Genomic DNA, 18912 nt, shown 5'->3' with positions numbered 1-18912 from the left:
CGATGGCTCAGAGCAGGCTTGCGGGCGAAAAGCCGCAGGGCCCGGCGTCCGTGGCCGATCCATCCTCCGCCGGCGCCGGCCCCAATGGCGGCGCGGTACCCGCGAAGAGGAAGTCCCGGAGCAAGCTGAAAAACCTTGGCGTGCTCTTCTGGCTGGCGGCCGGCTGGCTGGCTGTGGTGGGGCTCTCCGCGATCCTCGCACCGTTCCTTCCCCTGGTGGACCCCGCCGCACAGAACTATGACGCGGTGGCGGTGCCGCCGGGGACCCCCGGTCACCTCCTCGGCACGGACAGCCTGGGGCGCGACCTTCTCTCCCGCGCGATCTTCGGCGCGAGGATCTCCATGATCGTCACTCTCAGCGCGGTGGCGATCGGCATCCTCGTCGGCGGTCTGCTCGGCATGCTCGCCGGCTACTACCGGGGCTGGCTGGAGAAGGTCATCATGGCGGCGACCGATGCCCTGATGGCGTTCCCGGCGCTTGTCCTCCTGCTTGCCCTCATGGCGACCCTGGGGTCGAGCGTCCGCAATCTGGTTATCGGATTGGGAATCCTTGGAATTCCGGCGTTCGTCCGGCTCACTCGTGCGAGCACCCTTGTTTACGCGCAACGGGAATTCGTGACGGCGGCGAAATCGATCGGCGCCCTGAACCGGAGAGTTCTTGTCCGCGAAATCGTGCCCAATCTCATTCCGGCGGTCGGCGCGTACGCGTTCATCGTGATCGCGCTGCTGATCGTCGCCGAGGGATCGCTCAGCTTCCTCGGAGTGGGTGTGCCGCCACCCGCCTCCAGCTGGGGGCTCATGATCTCCGAGGGCCGGGACTCCCTGCGCACCACGCCCTGGATCACCTTCATCCCCGGCATCTTCATGTTCCTGACCGTCCTGTCCTTCAACCTGGCCGGCGACCGGCTTCGTGAAGAGAACGACAACAAGGGTGGTAACGCATGACAGCCACGACCCAGCCGGCCGCGCCCGACACCACGAATGACCGCGAGCCGCTTCTGGTCGTGGACGACTGGAAGACCTACTTCAAGACGGCGGGCGGTCTGCTGCGGGCCGTCGACGGCGTCTCGCTCAGGGTGGACGCGGGCTCGACCATCGGCCTGGTGGGCGAGTCCGGGTCGGGCAAGACGATTCTGTCGCGATCGATTCTCGGCCTCGTACGTTCCCGGCGCAAAGTCGAGCCCGGCGGCACGATCACCTACGACGGCGTCGTGATCAACAAGCTCAGCCCCAAGGAGCGTCGTCGCTACTGGGGCAAGGACATGGCCATGGTGTTCCAGAACCCCATGACCTCGCTCAACCCCGTGCTGACGATCGGCCGGCAGCTGACCGAGGTGCTCACCCTGCACCTGGGCATGTCGAAGGCCCTGGCGCGCGCCCGCGCGGTCGAACTCCTGGAGAGCGTCGGCATTCCCGAGCCGAAGAAACGCGCGGACGAGTTCCCGCACCAGTTGTCGGGAGGCATGCGCCAGCGCGTGACGATCGCGATCGCGCTGTCGTGCAACCCGCGGCTGCTGCTCGCCGACGAGCCGACGACGGCCCTGGACGTGACGGTGCAGGCGCAGATCCTCGACCTGCTCGACGAGCAGCAGTCCGCCCGCGACATGACGATGATCCTGGTCACGCACGACCTCGGCGTGGTCGCCGGCCGCACGGACACGGTCGCGGTGATGTACGCCGGCAAGATCGTCGAGATCGCGCCGACGAAGACGCTGTTCACGGAGACGCGCCACCCCTACGCAGAGGCGCTGATGCGCAGCATCCCCACCATGGACGCGCCGAACCACACCCGGCTCTTCACGATCCCGGGGCGGCCCGCCCAGCTGACCGGCGAGCCGAAAGGCTGCAGATTCGCGCCGCGTTGCTCGTACGCGCAGGAGAAGTGCCTCACCGAGCAGCCACCCCTCGTGGCCCCGGAGCGGCCCGACCACTCCTTCGCCTGCTGGTTCCCGGTGGGCACGAAGCCGGGCCAGGAGGCACTCGAGCGGAATCTGTCGGCCGGCCAGACGGCGGCCGGGACCAGCATGTCGTTGATGACGGTACTGGGGGCGTGATGGCAGGCAGTGGAACCGCGCATCTGCGCGCGGACGACGACGTGATCCTGCGGGTCGAGCACCTGCAGGTCGAATACCCGGCGAAAGCCGGGCTCAAGGTCCAGGCGGTCGCGGGGATCTCCTTCGACATCAGGAAGGGCGAGACGCTCGGCTTCGTGGGCGAGTCCGGCTGCGGGAAGTCGACGACAGGGCGGGCGGTCCTCCAGCTTCCGAGCCCGACCGCGGGATCCGTCCTGGTCCAAGGCAAGGACCTGACGAAACTCTCGTCCCGCGACATGCGGCGCGAGCGCACCAGGCTCCAGATGATCTTCCAGGATCCGATGTCCTCGCTGAACCCGAGGCGGCGCATCCGAGACTCCATTCGCGAGCCCCTCACCATCTGGGGCCGGGACCGGGGCGACGGCCGCCAGAAGGTCGATCAGGTCCTCGAGCAGGTCGGCCTCGACGCCGCCGTCGTGGGCGACCGCTTTCCGAGCGAACTGTCGGGCGGCCAGTGCCAGCGGATCGCCATCGCGCGCGCGCTGATCATGGAGCCCGCTCTGCTGATCTGCGACGAGCCCGTGTCGGCGCTCGACGTCTCGGTGCAGGCCCAGATCCTCAACCTCCTGGAGGACCTGAAGGAGCAGTACGGCCTGAGCATGATGTTCATCGCGCACGACCTGGCGGTGGTGAAGAACATCAGCGACCGCGTCGCCGTGATGTATCTCGGCAAGCTCTGTGAGATCGCGGACGCCGAGACGATCGCGAAACGCCCGGCACATCCCTACACCCGCGAACTGATCAACGCCGTGCCGGTGCCCGACCCTTCGATCCGCCGGCGCAGCGAGCAGAAGGCGCCGGCCGAGGTGCCCTCGCCGCTCAACCCGCCGAGCGGCTGCAGATTCCGCACCCGCTGCCCGCGTGCGGAAGCAGTGTGCGCGGCCGAGGAGCCGCAGTTCCACAAGATCACCGACGGGCACTACGTCGCCTGTCACTTCCCGCTCCAGGAGACTCCCATGGTGCGCACCTCGGCCGAACCGGTGGGCGTATGAGCACCGGCAGCCAGACCGCCCTGCGGGGCGTGCGTGTCCTCGAAATCGGTGGCGACGGCTATTCCGTGCCGTACGCCGGCCGCCTGCTGGCCGACCTCGGGGCCGAGGTCATCCTCGTCGAGCCCCCCGGCGGCCATCCGCTGCGCTCGTCGGGCGGCAGCTTCGAGGACGACCCGCTGGTCGCGCGTCGCACGTTCTCCTTCCTCGCCGCCGGCAAACGCAGCGTCGTGGTGGACCTCGCCACCCCCGAGGGCACCGGGATCCTGCGCCGGCTGATCGAATCCTGCGACGTCGTCATCGAGGGCCTGGGCCCCGGCGTCCTTCGATCCCTCGGCGTCGAGGACGACGAGATCCGTGGCCTGGCACACACTCCGGTCCTGACGCACGTGTCGCCGTGGGGCCACACCGGGCCCTACCGCGACCTGCCGGCCACGCCGATAGTCGTTCAGGCGGCGGCCGGCTGGGTGACCACCAGGCAGGAGCCGGGGCTTCCGCTCGTGCAGGTCGGCGGGCAGATGCACGAGTGGATCGCCGGGTCGTACATCGCGGCGGCGATCATGACCGCGCGGGCGTGGACCAAGAAGAACGGCACGGGCGCGACGGTCGACTTCTCGCTGTTCGAGTGCATCCACTCGACCATCCCGTACGCCCGCCTCATGATCGACACCAACCGCGAACTCGGTTTCACGGCAACGGGCTCCGCGTGGACGCCGTTCGGGATCCGGCCGTGCAAGGACGGCTGGGTGGGCATCAACATCCTGACCGGACAGCAGTGGGTCGACGCGTGCCTGCTCACCGGCCTCACCGACTTCATCGACCAGCAGCAGGAGCTGATCAGGGGCGAGGGCGACCCGGCGACCTTCGAACGCCTGCTGCTGGACTGGCTCAGCGACCGCACCGTCAACGAGGTCGTCGATCTCGGGCAGTCCCTGCGCATCCCCGTGGTCCCCGTCGCGACGGGCGGGACGGTCACGTCCTCGCCCCAGTGGGTCGAGCGCCCGTTCTTCGGCGAACTGAACGACAACGGCGAGACATTCACCGTCCCCGGCCCGCCGTGGCGGCTGAACGCGACGCCGACGGTGCCGCGGCGCGACGCCGACCCCGCGGGCGAGGCGACTCACGCGGTGCTGGACGAGCCGGAGCTCACTGAAGTGGAGAACGCGCGATGAGCGAGCTACCTCTGAACGGACTCCGGGTCGTCGACCTGGGCAGCTTCTGGGCCGCGCCGTATTTGACGGCCTACCTCGGCGCGTACGGCGCCGACGTGGTCAAGATCGAGTCGACGCAACGGCCCGACGGGTTCCGATTCACCTCGACGCTCCCGGCACTCGGCGACCGCTGGTTCGACCGCAGCCTCCTGTGGCAGGCGACCAATCTCAACAAACGGAACGTCACGCTAGACCTCGGCAGGGAGGAGGGCAAGAAGCTCCTTCGCCGGCTGTGCGAGACCGGCGACGTGTTCGTGGAGAACTACGCGGCGCGGGTCGTCGAGCAGTTCGGCTTCGACCAGGACACCCTCCTTGAGCTGAACCCACGCATGATCGTCCTGCGCCTGCCGGGATTCGGCCTCACCGGTCCCTGGCGCGACTTCGTCGGCTGGGGCAACGCCTTCGAGCAGCTCGCGGGCCTGGCGTGGGTGACCGGCTATGCCGACGGCAGGCCCCTCACCCCCGGCGGCTACATCGACCCGACCGTGGGCATGCACGCGGCCGTCGCCCTGCTCGCGGCGCTCGAGCACCGCGACCGCACCGGCGAGGGCCAACTCGTCGAGGTCCCGCAGATCGAGGTCGGCGCGTCGATGGCCGCGGAGTCGGTCATCGCCTGGTCGACCCACGGCCGGGTGCCAGGACGCCAGGGCAACCGGCATCCGGTGTTCGCGCCGCAAGGCGTCTACCCGTGCGAGGACGGCGGCTGGGTCGCGCTCAGCGTCAGGGACGACCGTGACTGGGAGGCCCTGGTCTCCCTCGACGGCCGTCCGGCCGGGCTCGCGGAAGACGCCTTGCGGTCGCACGACGAGCGCCGGCACCGGCTCGACGAGTTGGACGATCTGCTGCGCGGCTGGTTCGCCGGGCAGGCGTGCGACGAGCTGGTCGCCCAGCTCCAGGCGGTCGGCGTGCCGGCGGCCAGGGCGCTGACCCCGGACCGGTTCAACGAGGATCCGCAGCTCGTGGCCCGCGACTTCTACCAGGAACTGGAGCATCCGCTTTCCGGCCCGCGGCTGTTCCCGCGCTACCCGATGACCTACTCGTTCGACCCGTCCCCGCCGGCGCCGCACCGCTTCGCCGCCCCGCTCCTCGGCGAGCACAACGAGGAGATCCTGGCAGGCGAGCTCGGCCTCACCGCCGAGCAGCTCGCCGAGCTGGCCGACGCGAGCATCATCGGAACCGTGCCGAAGGGAATCTGAGATGACAAACACGGTCGCCGATCCTCAACCGATCGAGCATCCGTGGCTGTCGCCGGAGGAAGTGGCTCCCGAGCGCGCGTCCAAGCGCGCGCTCGCGGACGCCGTCCGGCGCATCGTCGACCAGGTCGCCCTGATCGACGTCAGCCGCGTCTCCGCGGAACAGCTCGCCGGCGTGCGCGCGGCGTGTGAGACGGCCGAGCGGGCGCTGGCCGGCCTCCCGAGCCTGTCCGAACTCGGCGGCCCCCAGAACGGGGCCACGGCGGACCGTCCTTTGATCGAACGCGGGCCGATCAGCGGCCGGAGCAACGCGCTGGCCCCACCGCTGGAGGGCTTCTGGGTCGACGGGGAGGTCGTGCGCTGCCACGCCGTCTTCCGCTCGACATATGAAGGGCCGGCGGGCAACGTGCACGGCGGAGTGCTGCTGGCGGCCTTCGACGAGGTGCTCGCCTTCGGCCAGGTCCCGTCCGGTCATATCGGCATGACCGGCACGATCACGGTCAAGCTGCTCGGACCGGTGCCGACCGGCGAGCGGGTCGACTTCGAGGCCGGCACGCTGGGGATCGAGGGCCGCAAGGTGAAGGTATGGGCACGCGCTCGCGTCGGCGACCGCGTGGTCGCCGACGCGAGCGCCATCTGCATCCTGGTCAGGCGTCCTGAGCAGTCGCCTTCGGAATCAACGTCGCCTTCGGAATGAAGAGCATTTGATGCGCACCTTCGGGGCTGCGGATCTGCCTGAGGGCGTCGCGTAGGTCGATGGGCAGAGGGTCGGCGGCGGTCAGGGCGTGGTTGCCGGTTGAGCCCGGCCAGGGCCTTGGCCTTGTCCACCAGTTCGGTGTTGACGCTTTCGGTGGCGCCGGACAGCCGGATGAGCCGGTTGCCACTTGACCGGCGCCTGCCCGTCGACGGCGCGCTGGGCCTTGGCGACCTGCTCGTCGATGCCGCGCAGGGTGCGCCGGGCCCGCTCCGCCCGGTACTGGTAGTAGATCATCTGGTCGCGGCGGGGCCGGCTCGATCCCGACGGCCAGGGCTGGATGAAGATGTGCCCGTCGGGGATCGGGGTGCCGGGGTGCTCGCGCCGCCACTGCGTGACCGCATACGGCACCTCGGGGATCTTCATGCCGAGGATGAACGACAGTCCCGCATTTTCGATGACCTGCTTGTTGGCTTCGGAGATCATCCCGGCGTCGGCCACGATCGTGACGTCCGGCAGGTGGTGGGCGGCCATGAACCCTTCGATCACCGGGAGCATGGTGTGGGTCTCGGCCTTGTTGGCCTCGAAGGCGGTCACCATGAGCGGGAACCCGGAGGAGTCGGTGAGCAGCCCGATCGTGATCTGCGGGTCCAGGCGGCGTTCCTTGGAAAAGCCCGGCTCGCGGAACCCGTCACCGGCGTCGGTCTCGAAGTACAAGGTCGACACGTCGTACAGGACCAGGCTGGCCGGCCCGAGGCGGGTGTGGGCCGCGCACGCACCGGCCAGGGCCTGGCGCCACTGCGGTGTGGCGTAGTCCGGCAGGCGGCGTTTCACCGTGGCATACGACACCGGATCGATCCCGGCCTCGGCGAGCACGCGCAGGCTGTCGTGTTTGCTCGTCGGTTCGATCACCCGCGCGAGCACCAGCCGCCGGAACACCTCATCTCCGCCAGCCTCGGCGGCAAATCCCAGTGCCTGGTAGGCGCGTGACAGCGCGTCCCACAAGTGTTCCATCCGCGAGCTGACGATCTCCAGCGGCCCGCCCGCTGCCGCGCTGCCGGCCCGTCGTCCAGCCCAGGTCCAGCTCTTGCTGACCGGCGGCCAGACACTGACGCGCCACCGCCTTGAGCGTCTCCAGCTCGGCGTCGTCGTGCGCCGACCCGATGTGCTCGATCTCCCGTGACCCCTGGCGGGAGGAGTAGAAGATGGGCACTGCCCAGGCGCCTGAGGCCGTCTTCACCGTACGCACGTACGGAGACACGGCCACCAGGGTAGAGACATGATCGATTCAGTGCGCACTTTTCGCCGTTCCGAACCGGGAACCACGAGGTCAGCGCCTCGCGCTCAGCGGCGATCTCGAAACGTGAGCCAGGTCAGGACCGCATGGTCGCCGGCGCGAGCGCCATCTGCATCCTGGTCAGGCGTCCTGAGCAGTCGCCTTCGGAATCAACGTCGCCTTCGGAATGAACAACGCGGCCGCGGTCGCCACCAGGCAGACGATTCCCGCCATGCCGAAGGCCGCGGCCGCTCCATCGACGGGAAGACCGCCGCCCGCGATCACAAAGCCCATCACAGTCGCGGCCACTTGCGTGCCCACCGCGGACCCCACGTTGCGGATGATGATGTTCATTCCGGCCACCTCGGCCGTCTGCTGTTCGTCCACCGCGTGGACGAGGAGATTGCTGATCGCGGCCATGCCGGCCGAGAACGACACTCCCCAGATCAGCGCCGCCGCCGCCACGACCGGCACGTTCTTGGGCGCGACGGCGATCAGGCCGAGCGTCAAGGTGCCGATGGCACAGCCCAGGACCACGGGCAGCCGGAAATTGCGTCGGACGCCCAGGCGGCCGAGCATAGGGGAGACCGCGAAGTTGACCACAGCGACGGGCACCGCGACGAGCGCGGCTTCGGTGGCGCTCAGGCCGGCGCCGCCGCCCTCCGCCGGGATCTGCAGCAGCAACGGCAGCAGGAAGAACATGCCGAAAACCGCGAACCCGACGAAGAAGGTGACGACGTTCGTGCGCAGTACCACGCTCTGCGTGAAGGTCCTGAGGTTGACCAGCGGCGACGCGGCGCGGAGTTCGTAAAGAACCCAGGCCGCCAGGAACGCCACCGAGACGAGCATGAGACCGCCGCCGGTCGGCGCGATCCAGCCCACGACCGCCGTCTCGGCGAGGCCGAGCAACAGCGCGGCGAGCCCGATTCCCAGCAGCAACGCGCCCGGTATGTCCAGGCGGACGTCGGGCTCGCAGGGCGATGGGGGCACCATCAAGGCCACGCCCAGCGCGGAGCCGAACCCCGTCAGCACGCTGATCGAGAAGATCCACTCGACGCCGAGGTGGTCGATGATGACGCCCCCGATCGGCAGGCTGATGGCGCCGCCGAGCGCGAGCATCGAGGCGATCATGACGATGCTCGCGCCGACCCGGTTCGGCTCCGCGGTCCTCCTGATGATCGAGAAGGACAGCGGTATCACGCCGGCCGAGACGCCCTGAAGCACCCGCCCGATCACTATGGTCAGCAGGCTGCCGGTCATGGTCCCCAACGTCGCGACGAGGGAACCAAGACCGTAGAGCACCATCAGGGCGAGCACGATTCGGCGGTCGCCGTACTTCCTGCCAAGCCGCGCCGCGACCGGCGTCGAGACCGCTCCGACCAGGAGAAACCAGGTCATGATGGCCGCGACGCCGGCCTCGCTGGCACCCGTGCGCTCCTGGATCGACGGGAGGGCGGGGACGACCATCGTCTGCCCGAGAGCCGATCCAAGAGCGCAGGCGATGAGGCAGCGGATCGCGTTGGTGCGGGTGCGCAGTCCCACGCCGGGTGCCGTAGTTGTCACTGCCGGCTCAGGATCAATCCGCTCGTCGGCACTCCGGTGCCGGCGGTGACCAGGATATTGCTGAGCCCATCGACCTGGTTCGACGACGTCCCACGGACCTGGCGCACCCCTTCGAGCACGCCGTTGACTCCGTGGATGTACGCCTCACCGAGCTGCCCACCATGGGTGTTGAGGGGCAACCGTCCGCCGATCTCGAGGTTGCCGTCCCGGATGAAGTCCTTGGCCTCACCCCTGCCGCAGAACCCGAATGCCTCGAGCTGCGGAAGAACGAACGGCGTGAAGTGGTCGTAAATGACCGCTGCGTTGATGTCATCGGGCGTGAGCCCGCTGGTCTCGTACAGCTGCTTCGCGACCAGCCCCATCTCCGGCAGCGCCGTCACCTTCTCGTCGGGCCGGTAGTAGCTGGTCATCATGTGCTGGTCCTCGGCCGCGCCCTGCGCCGCCGCGCTGATGTACGCCGGCCGCTGCGGCAGGTCCCTGGCCCGCTCGGCCGTCGTCACCACCAGGGCGACGCCGCCGTCACTCTCCTGGCAGCAGTCGAGCAGGTGCAGCGGGTCCACGATCCACGGCGAGTTCTGGTGGTCCTCAAGCGTGATCGGCTTGCCGTAGAACCAAGCGTTCGGGTTGTTCGCGGCGTGCTTGCGCGCGACGACGCTGACACGCCCGAAGTCCTCGCTGGTGGCGCCGAACTGGTGCATGTAGCGGCGTGCGAACATCGCCACCCAGCTGGCCGGCGTCACCAGGCCGAACGGGAGCAGCCAGCTCATCGCGACCTGCTCGGCGTCCGCCGCGGTCGGCTGGTTGCGCTGCCCCGCGCCGAACCGGCGCCCCGATCGCTCGTTGAAGGCCCGGTAGACCACGACGTACTTGGCGGTGCCCGTCAGCACGGCCATCGCCGCCTGGTGGACCACGGCGCAGGCCGCGCCACCGCCGTAGTGGATACGGGACATGAACTTGAGCTCGGGTATGCCCATAGCCCGTGCGACGTCGATTTCCGGGTTCGTGTCCAGCGAGAACGTCGTCAGGCCTTCGATGTCGGAAGGCTCGAGGCCGGCGTCGGCGATCGCCGCCTTCACCGCCTCGACCGCGAGCCGCAGCTCGCTCCTGCCCGACTTCTTGGAGAACTCGGTCTGCCCGATGCCGACGATCGCGGCCTTGCCGGAGAGTTCACTGTGCATGCTGTGGTCTCCTTTACCGTGCCGCGAGGGCTGCGCCGATGCGGGCGAGATGTGCGTGTCCCGAGCCGAGCGATAGCTCGTTGTACTTGGACCACAGGGTGTAGCGGTGCAGCGGGTAGTCGAGGTCGACGCCCATGCCGCCGTGCAGCTGCTGCGCTGTCGCGGTGACCTTCTGTCCGCCGTCGGAGGCGTAGAACTTGGCGACGCTGACCGCGTTGCCGACCGGCCGGTCCACCGAGATCAGCCAGGCGGCCTGCCAGAGGGTCGAGCGGATGCACTCGACGGACAGCAGGGCGTCCGCCGCGGCCATCTGCACCGACTGGAACATCGCGATCGGCTTGCCGAACTGCTCGCGCGTGGAGGTGTAGGCCGCCGTCATCTGCAGCGCCTGCTCCGCGACGCCGAGCTGAACGGCGCAGCTGGCCAGCGTCGCCCGGTCGACGAGCCAGCCGAGCACGTCGTCGCCGTGCAGCTGGTCGTCCGCGCCGACGACGACGCCGTCGAGCTTGACCGACGCCTCGGGCTGGCCGTTGGTCGTGGCGAGCTCGGTGATCGTCACTCCGGCGGCCTTCGGGTCCACGATGAAGACCTCGGTCGACGACTGCCCGGTGCTCGCGGGCACCAGGATCAGGTCGGCGAACTGCCCGAAGGGGACGCACACCTTCTCCCCGTCGAGCCGCCAGCCGCCGTCGGTCTGGGCGGCCGTGGTCGTGACGGTGGCGGGGTCGTAGCTGTTGGGCTCGACGAGCGCCACCGACACGATGGTGCGCCCCTCGACGACGCCGGGCAGGATCGCCTTGCGCCGCTCGGCGCCGGCGAAGGCGTCGATCGCGGGTCCGCCGACGGCGGCGGTGACCGCGAGCGGGACGCGGCCCAGGTGCTTGCCCTGCTCGATCAGGGTGCTTGTGATCTCAAGGATGCCGAGATCGTTGCCGCCGACGTCCTCGGCGATCGCGAGGCCGATCAGATTGTTGTCGGCGAGCGCCTTCCAGGTGTCCTTGTCGAACCAGTCGTTACCGGTCGGAGGTGCCGGCGCGTCGACCCGGCTCGCGGACACGCGACCGAAGATGTCGCTCGCGACGGACGCCGCGGCGACTTGCTCCTCCGTCAGGGTGAAGTCCATCTTTGTTCCGTCAACTTTCCGTCGGCCTGAAAAGCGGCAGGGTGAGACCGGGCTCGACCTCGACGAACTCGAGAGCCACGGGCATGCCGACCCGCACCTCGCTCGGCGGGATGCCGATGATCTGCGAGACGATGCGAGTGCCTTCCGCGAGCTCGACGACCGCGATCGAGTAGGGCTCGACGAACGGGGGTGCGAGCGGAGCGTGGAAGACCACGTAGCTGTAGACCGTGCCGATCCCGCTGGAGACCACGTAACCGGGGTCGAAGGAGCCGCAGCCCGCGCAGTGCGGCCGGGGCGGGTGGATCAGCGTCTCGCATTCGTTGCACTTCTGGATGCGCAGCTCGCCGACGGCGATTCCATCCCAGAAGAACCTGTTGTCCTCGTTCACCGCCGGCCAGGGGCGCTTACGCTCCTCGACCGGAGGCTTGGCTGTTGTCGTCACCGGCTCCCCCTCGGCATCTTCAGGCCGGTCCAGGCCATGATTTCTCGCTGGATCTGGTTGTTTCCGCCACCGAAGGTGCCGACGATCGCACCGCGGTACTCCTGCTCAAGCCGACCCTTCAGGACGGCCCCGGGCGACCCTTCGCAGAGGTAGCCCGCCTGGCCGACCACCTCAAGCAGGAGGCGTGCGACCTCCTGGTGCGCCTCGGTGCCGAGGACCTTGGCACCCGAGGAGTCCGCGCCGGTGAGGGTTCCCGCGTTCAGCGCGGAGGCCATCTTCCAGTTCAGCAGCCGGACCGCCTCGGTGATCGCGTAGGCGCGCCCCAGCAGGAGCTGCACCCACGGGAGGTCGGCCACCGTCGCACCGTCCGCGGTCTTCGTCTCGCGGGCCCAGGCCAGGGTGTCGTCGAAGGCCCGGAACCAGCGTCCAGAGTTGGCGGCGAGGGACACGCGCTCGTGGTTGAGCTGGCTGGTGATCAGCTTCCAGCCCTGGTTCTCGCCCAGGATGAGGTTCTCGGCCGGCACTCGGACGTCCTCGTAGAACGAGAACGCCGTGTGTCCACCGCCCACGGTGTAGAGCGGCACGGCGCGGAAGCCGGGCGTGTCGGTCGGGACGATGAACACCGAAATGCCGCGGTGCCGATCCTCCTGCCGCCCGGTGCGCGCGGCGAGCCAGATGTAGTCGACCTTGTCCGCGCCACTGGTGAACACCTTGTTCCCGTTGATCACGTACGAGTCGCCGTCACGGACCGCGCGCGTGGTCAGCGACGCCAGGTCGGTGCCGGATCCGGGCTCGGTGTAGCCGATCGCCCAGTCCTCCTCGCCCGAAAGGATCTTCGGGAGATAGCGCGCCTTCTGCTCGTCGGTGCCGTAGACCATCAGGGTCGGGCCGACCGTGTTGAGCGCGATGAACGGCAGCGGGGCCTTCGCGCGGTTGGCCTCGTCGAAGAAGATGAACTGCTCCAGGGCGGTCATGTCGCGGCCGCCGTACTCCTTCGGCCAGCCGACGCCGAGCCAGCCGTCCGCGCCCATCTGGCGGCGGATTTTGTTCGTCACAGGGCCGCCGTGGCCGCCTTCCTGCGACATCTCCGCTTCGGCTTCAGGAGTGATGAGGTCCTTGAAGTAGTCGCGAATCTCCTCACGGAGCGCGAGTTGCTTGTCGGTTAGGGCGAGATACATAGGGGGTGGTCTCCTACCTGTCGACCTTGCGTCTCAGCCCAGTTCCACGGTGACACGAGCGACCACCGTGTCCTTCTGGAGCTGGTTGTCGATCGATACGTCGAGGTCGACGAGCGTGCGCGCGTCCTCGCTGCGCACGCCCGTCACCTTGCCGCGCACGACGAGGTGGTCGCCGGGGCAGTTCGTGCCGCGCATGTCGAAGCCGATTTTGCGGACGAAGGAGTTGGAGCCCGCCCAGTCGGTGAGGTAGCGGCCGAGCAAGCCCTGGTACCACATGGTGTTCAGGAACATGTCGCGGGCGCCGTTGGCCTTGGCGAACTCCGAATTGTGGTGAATCTCGTAGATGTCCCGGGTGCCGGCGACGTCCTTGGCGAGCGTGGTGAGCGAGACGTCGAAGTGGAGCGGCGGCAGCTCAAGGCCGACTTCGACGTTCTCCTTTGAGACAGCGCTGGTGGTCGTCATCTGTGGTGTCTCCTAGTCCTAGCCTTGCTGGGTGCCGTTGTAGAGCAGCAGGACGTTCTTCGCGCGGGCGATCAGCTCGCCCTTGGCCTCGCTCACGAAGTCGACTTCGGTCGTCAGGAAGAGTCCGGGCCCGACCCGCGTCTTCTTGACAGGGCTGACGTGCACGAGGCGGTCGCTCTGACCGATACGACCGTCGCCTGGCCCGAACGGCTGGAGGTACTCCTCGTCGCGGGTCACGTTCGTGGCGGTGGTGAACCCGAACTCACGCGCGACGCCGTAGGCGAGGGACGAGGGCGAGGGGCCGAGTGCGGCCTCCTGCTCGGCGGCCCGGTCACGCAGGAACGGGGGGAGCCACCACGGCCCCATGGTGAGGGTCATCAGCGCCTGCGGAGGGGCGATCAGGCGGCCGAACCGGCTGTTGGCTCCCGCCTCCTCGTCCCAGTAGACGGGGTTGGCGTCCTCGACCGCTTCGCAGAAGTTCCAGATGGGGGCCAGCTCGATCGGCCGCGCCGACCATCGCGTGGGGCCGGTCTGGCCGAGGAGGGGCGCGATCCGCGCCTGGATCTGTTCGTCAAGAGTGGCTTGGCTCATGGGCTTCATCTCTCCGCTTGTGGTGCTGCAGTGATGATCGCCACAATATATTCACTCACTTACCGACCGTCAAGGAAGTGAGCCGAATCCTCGTAGGAGCACCTGATCCAACTCAACATTCGGTGTAGATAGCACGTAAAAATGATGTACGATGCATCAATGTCGCAGTCTCGACGTGCCAGCTTGGCCGACCTCGACCATGCCCTCCTACTCGCCCGCAAGCTCTGGAAGCTCCCAGAGGTGCGCAGATTCCTTGGGGCGCGACTCGACAACACGATCGAGTTCGACCACTTCCGTGCTCTCAACGCGCTGGACCGCGCCGGCGGGGGCCTTGCGGTCGGTGAACTGGCCCGCGTCCTGCACGTCGACTCATCGACGGCCAGCCGCCTGGTCGACCGGATGGAAAGCCGTGGATACATCTACCGCGCCGAGGACGCCGGGGACCGCCGGCGCTCCACCGTCAACCTTTCCGCGTCGGGCTGGACCGCGCTGGCGACCCTCCAGTCGGTGCGCATCGAGGCGCTGGACGACATCACCCGCGAATGGCGAGCGGCCGACATCGCCCTGCTCGCCACCCTGCTGGCCAGGCTCAACGAAGCGGCCCGCGGGCTTTCCGCGCCAGAGAACGAAGCGAAGCAATGACCACTGAAGGCGCCGAACCAGGCAGACGCTTCGGCTCCGGCCGGTTCGGCTCCTGGGCGCTGACCCAAGGCCCGCTTCGCAGCCTGCGCCACTCCCTGTTCCGCGTCTACTGGACGTCGTTCGCGCTGACGCAGCTCGGGTTCTGGATGGCCAACGTGTCGTTGCAGTGGTTCACTGCGCGCATCACCGGCAGCGACCCTTTTCTGCTCGGCCTGCTCTACTTCTTCAACCTGATCCCGCTCATGGTCTTGTCGCCCTGGGCGGGCGTCATCGCCGACCGCTTCTCCCGCCCCAGGGTCGTCGCGCTCAGTCAGATCCTGATCTGCCTGACGAGTCTCACGATGGCGCTGCTCTTCGCGTTCGGCGGCGGCGACGGGCTGCTCGTCATCTATGCCTTCGCGTTCGGGCTCGGCATGTTCATGGCGCTGGCCTCGCCCTCCGCCCAGGCCATCGTGGTGAGCACCGTCCCTCCCGCCGACGTCCCCAGCGCCATCGGCCTGCAGGCGGCGAGCCTGAATGTCGCCCGCGTGGTCGGGCCGGGGATCGTCACCCCGGCGCTTGTGATGGTCGGCCCCGGCCCGGTCTTCGCCGCCTACGCCGCGGTCAGCGGCCTCGCGGGCTGGCTGATCTCACGCCTCAAGCTCCCCCGGCAGGCGCCGCTGACCGGCGAGGAGAGCACCTGGCGCCGCATCATCCAGGGCATCGCCCACGTGCGGGACCGCCCGATCGCGAGCCAGACACTGATCATGGTCGCCGGCACCGCCGTGCTCGTCTCGGCGTACGCGTCGCAGCTGCCGGTCCTCGCCTACGACCTTCTCGGCGGCAGCGACGCCACGTTCACCGCGCTGATCGTGACCACCGGCATCGGCGCCGTGGCGGGCGCGCTCTTCACGAGCTGGCGGAACTCGGTGCCCAAGCTCAAGAAGATCGCCATGCAGATGGCAGCGATGGGCGCGCTGCTCGCGGCGATGATGAACACACCGTGGTACCCGGCCGTGCTCGTGCTCGCGGTCCTGGTGTCCACCCTGAACTTCTCGATCATGACCGGCCTGAACGTGATCTTGCAGACGGTCGTCGCCGAGCACACCCGCGGACGGGTCATGAGTCTGCACGTGCTGGCCTGGGGTGGCATGATTCCGGTCGGCGCGCTCCTGTTCGGCTGGCTGGCCTCCCTGCTGGGGCTCGCCCTCGCCTCGATCATCTTGGGTGCGTCGCAGGCCGCGCTTGCCGTTACGATGTCAGCACTCGTTTCGCGTGCCGGCGGCGAGGAGAAGGGCCGGTAGCGAAAGAAACCGGTCAGTACGAGAACCAGCAGTACGAGAACCAGCAGTGAAAGAATCAGTGGCGGAAGAACTCGACGACGGGGTTAGACATGGCGGCGCATAGCTCTGTGCACAGTGGCCCCGCGACGCGAGCCCGAGTCCTCGACGAGGCGATCTCGCTCTTCATCGAGATGGGCTTCACCCGCGCGCCGATGAGCGAGATCGCGTCGCGGCTGGGCATCACCAAGGCCGCGCTCTACTACTACTTCGCGAGCAAGGACGATCTGCTGATCGCCCTTGTCTCCCCCCTCCTCGACCGCATCGACGAACTGCTGGCCGAGATCGCCGAGGCCGGGGTCAACGACGACCTCGCGCGGCGCCAGCTGATGACCCGATACGCCGCGCTTCTTCGCTCCGACATGCGCGTGGTGGGCATCATCAGCAGGGACGTGAACGTCAGTTCCCACCCCGAGATCGCGCCGCGGACCGCCGCGCACGTCGCGAGCCTGATCGAACTTCTCGCGGGCCCCGACGCCGACGCCGAGAGGATGGCGCGCGCCAGCGCGGCCATGACGGTGGTGCAGCGCGGTCTGTTCGTTATTCCCGGCGAACCCGCGCTGTTGCGGTCGATGCCACGCGACGCGCGGATTGAGCTGGTGCTCCAGATCGCCTTCAGCATCGTGGAGTCCAGCAACGCCGACAACGAATGTGTCAACTAGTCGCTCGTCGTGATTCATCGCCGCTCGTCGTGATTCGCCGTCTGTTCCAGTAGCTTGGCCCGTACTTGTCGGCCGAGGGCCGAGATGGGGACGTTCGCGCCCACCCCGGCCCTGGCGGCCGGAAATGTCAACCCTTGCGCCGGCGGATCTCCTCGATCGCCTGTGGCACGACCTTGAACAGGTCGCCGACGACGCCGAAGTCCGTCAGCCCGAAGATCGGCGCTTCTTCGTCCTTGTTGACCGTGATGATGGTCTTCGACGTCTGCATACCGGCCAGGTGCTGAATGGCGCCGGAGATGCCGAGCGCGATGTACAGCTGCGGCGACACCGTCTTGCCGGTCTGGCCCACCTGGAACTGGTGGGGGTAGAAGCCGGAGTCGACCGCGGCGCGGGACGCGCCGACGGCGGCGCCGAGCAGGTCGGCCAACTCCTCGACCAGCTTGAAACTGTCGGCGTCGCCGACGCCGCGACCGCCGGCCACGACGATCGAGGCCTCGGTGAGCTCCGGGCGAGCGCCCTTCTGCTCGGCCACCCGATCGACGACCTTGGCGAGCTTGTCGGCCTCCGACAGTTCGACGGTCAGCTCCTCCCTGATCGGCGTGGCCGGGGCGGGGACCGGCGTGACCGCGTTGGGTCGCACGGTGACCAGCGGGATGCCCTTGCTGACCTTGGACTTGACGATGATCGAGTCCGCGAAGACGACCTGGGTGGCCACGCCGGAGGCGTCCAAGTCGACCACGTCGGTCAGTAGGCCGTTGCCGAGCTTGACCGCCAGCCGCCCGGCGATCTCCTTGCCCTCCTGGCTGGAGGCGAGCAGCACCGCCGCAGGCGCCACCGACTGCACCAGCTTGGCCAGCACGGCGGCCTTCGGCGCCACCAGATAGCCGTTGATCTCCTCGGCCTCGGCCGCGTAGATCTTACGCGCGCCGTACTCGGCGAGCTTGTCGGTCATGGCGGCGGCCGCGCCGGGGCCGCCGAGCACGACCGCCGACGGCTCGCCCAGCTCACGGGCGGCGGTCAGCAACTCAAGGGTGACCTTCTTGACGCCGAACGCCTGCGTGGCCTCGACAACGACGAGTACTTCTGCCATCTTGCCGGCCCTTCTCAGACGAACTTCTCGGCTGCCATGAAGTCCACCATCTGCACGCCGCCGTCACCGGAGTCGGTGACCTTGTGGCCGGCCTGCCGCGGCGGGCGCTTGCTGTGCTCGACGACCGCGCTGGTCGCGCCGTCGAAGCCGACTTCGGCGGGGTCGATCCCGAGGTCGGCCAGCGACCTGGTCTCCAGCGGCTTCTTCTTGGCCGACATGATCCCCTTGAAAGACGGGTAGCGCGGCTCGTTGATGGTGTCCCACACGCTGACCACGGCCGGGGTGGCGGCGGTGACCACCTCATAGCCCTCGTCGGTCTGCCGCTCGATGGTGAGCGCCGACCCCTCGACGGTGAGCTTGCGGGCGCCGGTGAGCGCGGCGACGCCGAGCCACTCGGCGATCATGTGGGGCATCACCTGGACCCGGCCGTCGGTCGACTCCGCGCCGCAGAGCACCAGATCGGGGCCGATCTGACCGATCGCGGCCGCCAGCACCTTGGAGGTCGCGACGGCGCACGAGCCGCGCAGGGCATCGTCGACGACGTGCACGGCCGAGTCCGGCCCCATGGACAGCGCCTTGCGGATCGACTCGGTCGCGTGCGCCGGGCCCATGGTCAGCACGATGACCTCGCCGCCGTGCCGCTGCTGAACCTGCAGGGCCTCCTCGATCGCGTACTCGTCCATCTCGTTGATCACGTTGCCGGCCGACACGCGGTCGGTGGTGTTGTCGTCACCATTGAGATGGCGTTCCACACCGGAGTCCGGCACCTGCTTGACAAGGACCACTATCTTCATCGCCTTGATGACCCTCTTGTAGCTGCTCTTACCGCTGACATGTGGTGCGCGTCACTTCGGAAGATCCCTGATCTCGACGATGACGGTGCGCTAGGGGACGGCGGCGACGATGCCGGTGACGGGCTTGTGGGCGTTGATGGATCGCTCCATCGTCATGGCCTCCAGCACCGCGACCGGTTCGCCGGTCTGGCCTTCCGCCGCCGCGATCTTGACGATGGTGCCCCGCATGGGCGCGGTGAGCGCGTCGCCGGACACAGTCGCGCTCCGCTTGCCACCGCCGGAGCGCTTGGCGCCCGTTTCCTGGCGGTTCCGGCGCCGAGGGCAGGCCACCTGGCAGCACAACCTCGATCCGTTTGCCGGCGGCTTTGCGGAAGCACTGACATAAGCGGAACCATAGTGGCACTGAGTGACAG

19 protein-coding genes and 1 pseudogene are annotated in these 18912 nt (G+C 68.4%); 9 read left to right on the top strand and 11 right to left on the bottom strand.

Annotated features, from left to right (window positions below):
* The first annotated feature begins 2 nt into the window (after window positions 1-2).
* Genes HHX31_RS04375 through HHX31_RS04350 form a run of 6 tightly spaced genes read left to right on the top strand, consistent with a single transcriptional unit; the run spans window position 3 to window position 6182 of the window.
* Entirely contained in the window at window positions 3-944 is a 942-nt protein-coding gene (locus HHX31_RS04375; protein WP_169945181.1) for an ABC transporter permease, read from the top strand.
* Window positions 941-2053, top strand: coding sequence for an ABC transporter ATP-binding protein (locus HHX31_RS04370; RefSeq protein ID WP_169945179.1), 1113 nt, complete (start codon window positions 941-943; stop codon window positions 2051-2053). The genes HHX31_RS04375 and HHX31_RS04370 overlap by 4 nt, the downstream gene beginning before the upstream one ends.
* A complete protein-coding gene (locus HHX31_RS04365) occupies window positions 2053-3084 on the top strand; it encodes an ABC transporter ATP-binding protein (RefSeq protein ID WP_169945178.1) in 1032 nt (343 codons plus the stop codon). Before HHX31_RS04370 ends, HHX31_RS04365 begins: the two co-directional genes overlap by 1 nt.
* On the top strand, window positions 3081-4253 hold the full coding sequence (locus HHX31_RS04360; RefSeq protein ID WP_169945176.1) for a CaiB/BaiF CoA-transferase family protein: 1173 nt from the start codon (window positions 3081-3083) through the stop codon (window positions 4251-4253). The genes HHX31_RS04365 and HHX31_RS04360 overlap by 4 nt, the downstream gene beginning before the upstream one ends.
* Window positions 4250-5488 (top strand): CaiB/BaiF CoA-transferase family protein, encoded by a 1239-nt coding sequence (locus HHX31_RS04355; RefSeq protein ID WP_169945174.1) that lies wholly within the window; start codon window positions 4250-4252, stop codon window positions 5486-5488. Before HHX31_RS04360 ends, HHX31_RS04355 begins: the two co-directional genes overlap by 4 nt.
* Window position 5489: 1 nt before the next feature.
* Window positions 5490-6182 carry a PaaI family thioesterase gene (locus tag HHX31_RS04350; RefSeq protein WP_169945173.1) on the top strand — a complete coding sequence of 231 codons (693 nt, stop codon included), beginning with the start codon at window positions 5490-5492 and terminating at the stop codon, window positions 6180-6182.
* 104 nt (window positions 6183-6286) lie between these two features.
* Here the strand turns inward: HHX31_RS04350 and HHX31_RS04345 are convergent.
* The 8 genes and pseudogenes from HHX31_RS04345 to HHX31_RS04310 form a co-directional block, all read right to left on the bottom strand.
* A pseudogene (locus HHX31_RS04345) lies at window positions 6287-7392 on the bottom strand (IS1634 family transposase); the annotation flags it as partial.
* A 204-nt stretch (window positions 7393-7596) separates the two neighbouring features.
* The gene (locus HHX31_RS04340) at window positions 7597-8997 is read right to left on the bottom strand and encodes an MFS transporter (protein ID WP_311931586.1); all 1401 of its coding nucleotides are present in this window, start codon (window positions 8995-8997) and stop codon (window positions 7597-7599) included.
* 17 nt (window positions 8998-9014) lie between these two features.
* Complete coding sequence (locus HHX31_RS04335) at window positions 9015-10196, bottom strand: lipid-transfer protein (RefSeq protein WP_169945169.1); 1182 nt, start codon at window positions 10194-10196, stop codon at window positions 9015-9017.
* Between the two features lie 13 nt (window positions 10197-10209).
* The gene (locus tag HHX31_RS04330; protein ID WP_169945168.1) at window positions 10210-11319 is read right to left on the bottom strand and encodes an acyl-CoA dehydrogenase family protein; all 1110 of its coding nucleotides are present in this window, start codon (window positions 11317-11319) and stop codon (window positions 10210-10212) included.
* A gap of 10 nt (window positions 11320-11329) precedes the next feature.
* Window positions 11330-11761 (bottom strand): OB-fold domain-containing protein, encoded by a 432-nt coding sequence (locus HHX31_RS04325; protein ID WP_169945166.1) that lies wholly within the window; start codon window positions 11759-11761, stop codon window positions 11330-11332.
* Window positions 11758-12939, bottom strand: coding sequence for an acyl-CoA dehydrogenase family protein (locus tag HHX31_RS04320; protein WP_169945164.1), 1182 nt, complete (start codon window positions 12937-12939; stop codon window positions 11758-11760). The genes HHX31_RS04325 and HHX31_RS04320 overlap by 4 nt, the downstream gene beginning before the upstream one ends.
* Window positions 12940-12972: 33 nt before the next feature.
* Window positions 12973-13401 (bottom strand): hypothetical protein, encoded by a 429-nt coding sequence (locus tag HHX31_RS04315; protein ID WP_169945162.1) that lies wholly within the window; start codon window positions 13399-13401, stop codon window positions 12973-12975.
* An 18-nt stretch (window positions 13402-13419) separates the two neighbouring features.
* The gene (locus HHX31_RS04310; RefSeq protein ID WP_169945160.1) at window positions 13420-13992 is read right to left on the bottom strand and encodes a MaoC family dehydratase N-terminal domain-containing protein; all 573 of its coding nucleotides are present in this window, start codon (window positions 13990-13992) and stop codon (window positions 13420-13422) included.
* Between the two features lie 183 nt (window positions 13993-14175).
* On the opposite strand from HHX31_RS04310, the gene HHX31_RS04305 reads away from it, so the two are divergent.
* From HHX31_RS04305 to HHX31_RS04295, 3 genes are all read left to right on the top strand, one after another.
* Entirely contained in the window at window positions 14176-14634 is a 459-nt protein-coding gene (locus HHX31_RS04305; protein ID WP_169945158.1) for a MarR family winged helix-turn-helix transcriptional regulator, read from the top strand.
* The gene (locus tag HHX31_RS04300; RefSeq protein WP_169945156.1) at window positions 14631-15917 is read left to right on the top strand and encodes an MFS transporter; all 1287 of its coding nucleotides are present in this window, start codon (window positions 14631-14633) and stop codon (window positions 15915-15917) included. The genes HHX31_RS04305 and HHX31_RS04300 overlap by 4 nt, the downstream gene beginning before the upstream one ends.
* 89 nt (window positions 15918-16006) lie before the next feature.
* Window positions 16007-16615: a TetR/AcrR family transcriptional regulator gene (locus HHX31_RS04295; RefSeq protein WP_169945155.1), complete on the top strand. Its 609-nt coding sequence runs from the start codon at window positions 16007-16009 to the stop codon at window positions 16613-16615.
* Between the two features lie 127 nt (window positions 16616-16742).
* On the opposite strand, the gene HHX31_RS04290 is transcribed toward HHX31_RS04295, so the two are convergent.
* The 3 genes from HHX31_RS04290 to HHX31_RS04280 all read right to left on the bottom strand — a co-directional run bounded on the left by HHX31_RS04290 (window position 16743) and on the right by HHX31_RS04280 (window position 18754).
* On the bottom strand, window positions 16743-17705 hold the full coding sequence (locus HHX31_RS04290; protein WP_169945153.1) for an electron transfer flavoprotein subunit alpha/FixB family protein: 963 nt from the start codon (window positions 17703-17705) through the stop codon (window positions 16743-16745).
* Window positions 17706-17719: 14 nt separating this feature from the next.
* Entirely contained in the window at window positions 17720-18499 is a 780-nt protein-coding gene (locus HHX31_RS04285; RefSeq protein ID WP_169945151.1) for an electron transfer flavoprotein subunit beta/FixA family protein, read from the bottom strand.
* Between the two features lie 90 nt (window positions 18500-18589).
* On the bottom strand, window positions 18590-18754 hold the full coding sequence (locus HHX31_RS04280) for a hypothetical protein (protein ID WP_169945149.1): 165 nt from the start codon (window positions 18752-18754) through the stop codon (window positions 18590-18592).
* Window positions 18755-18912: the final 158 nt, after the last annotated feature.

The sequence above is a fragment of the Microbispora sp. H11081 genome (genome assembly GCF_012999535.1).
Taxonomy (GTDB): Bacteria; Actinomycetota; Actinomycetes; order Streptosporangiales; family Streptosporangiaceae; genus Microbispora.
This window is presented reverse-complemented; position numbering and strand designations above follow the sequence as displayed.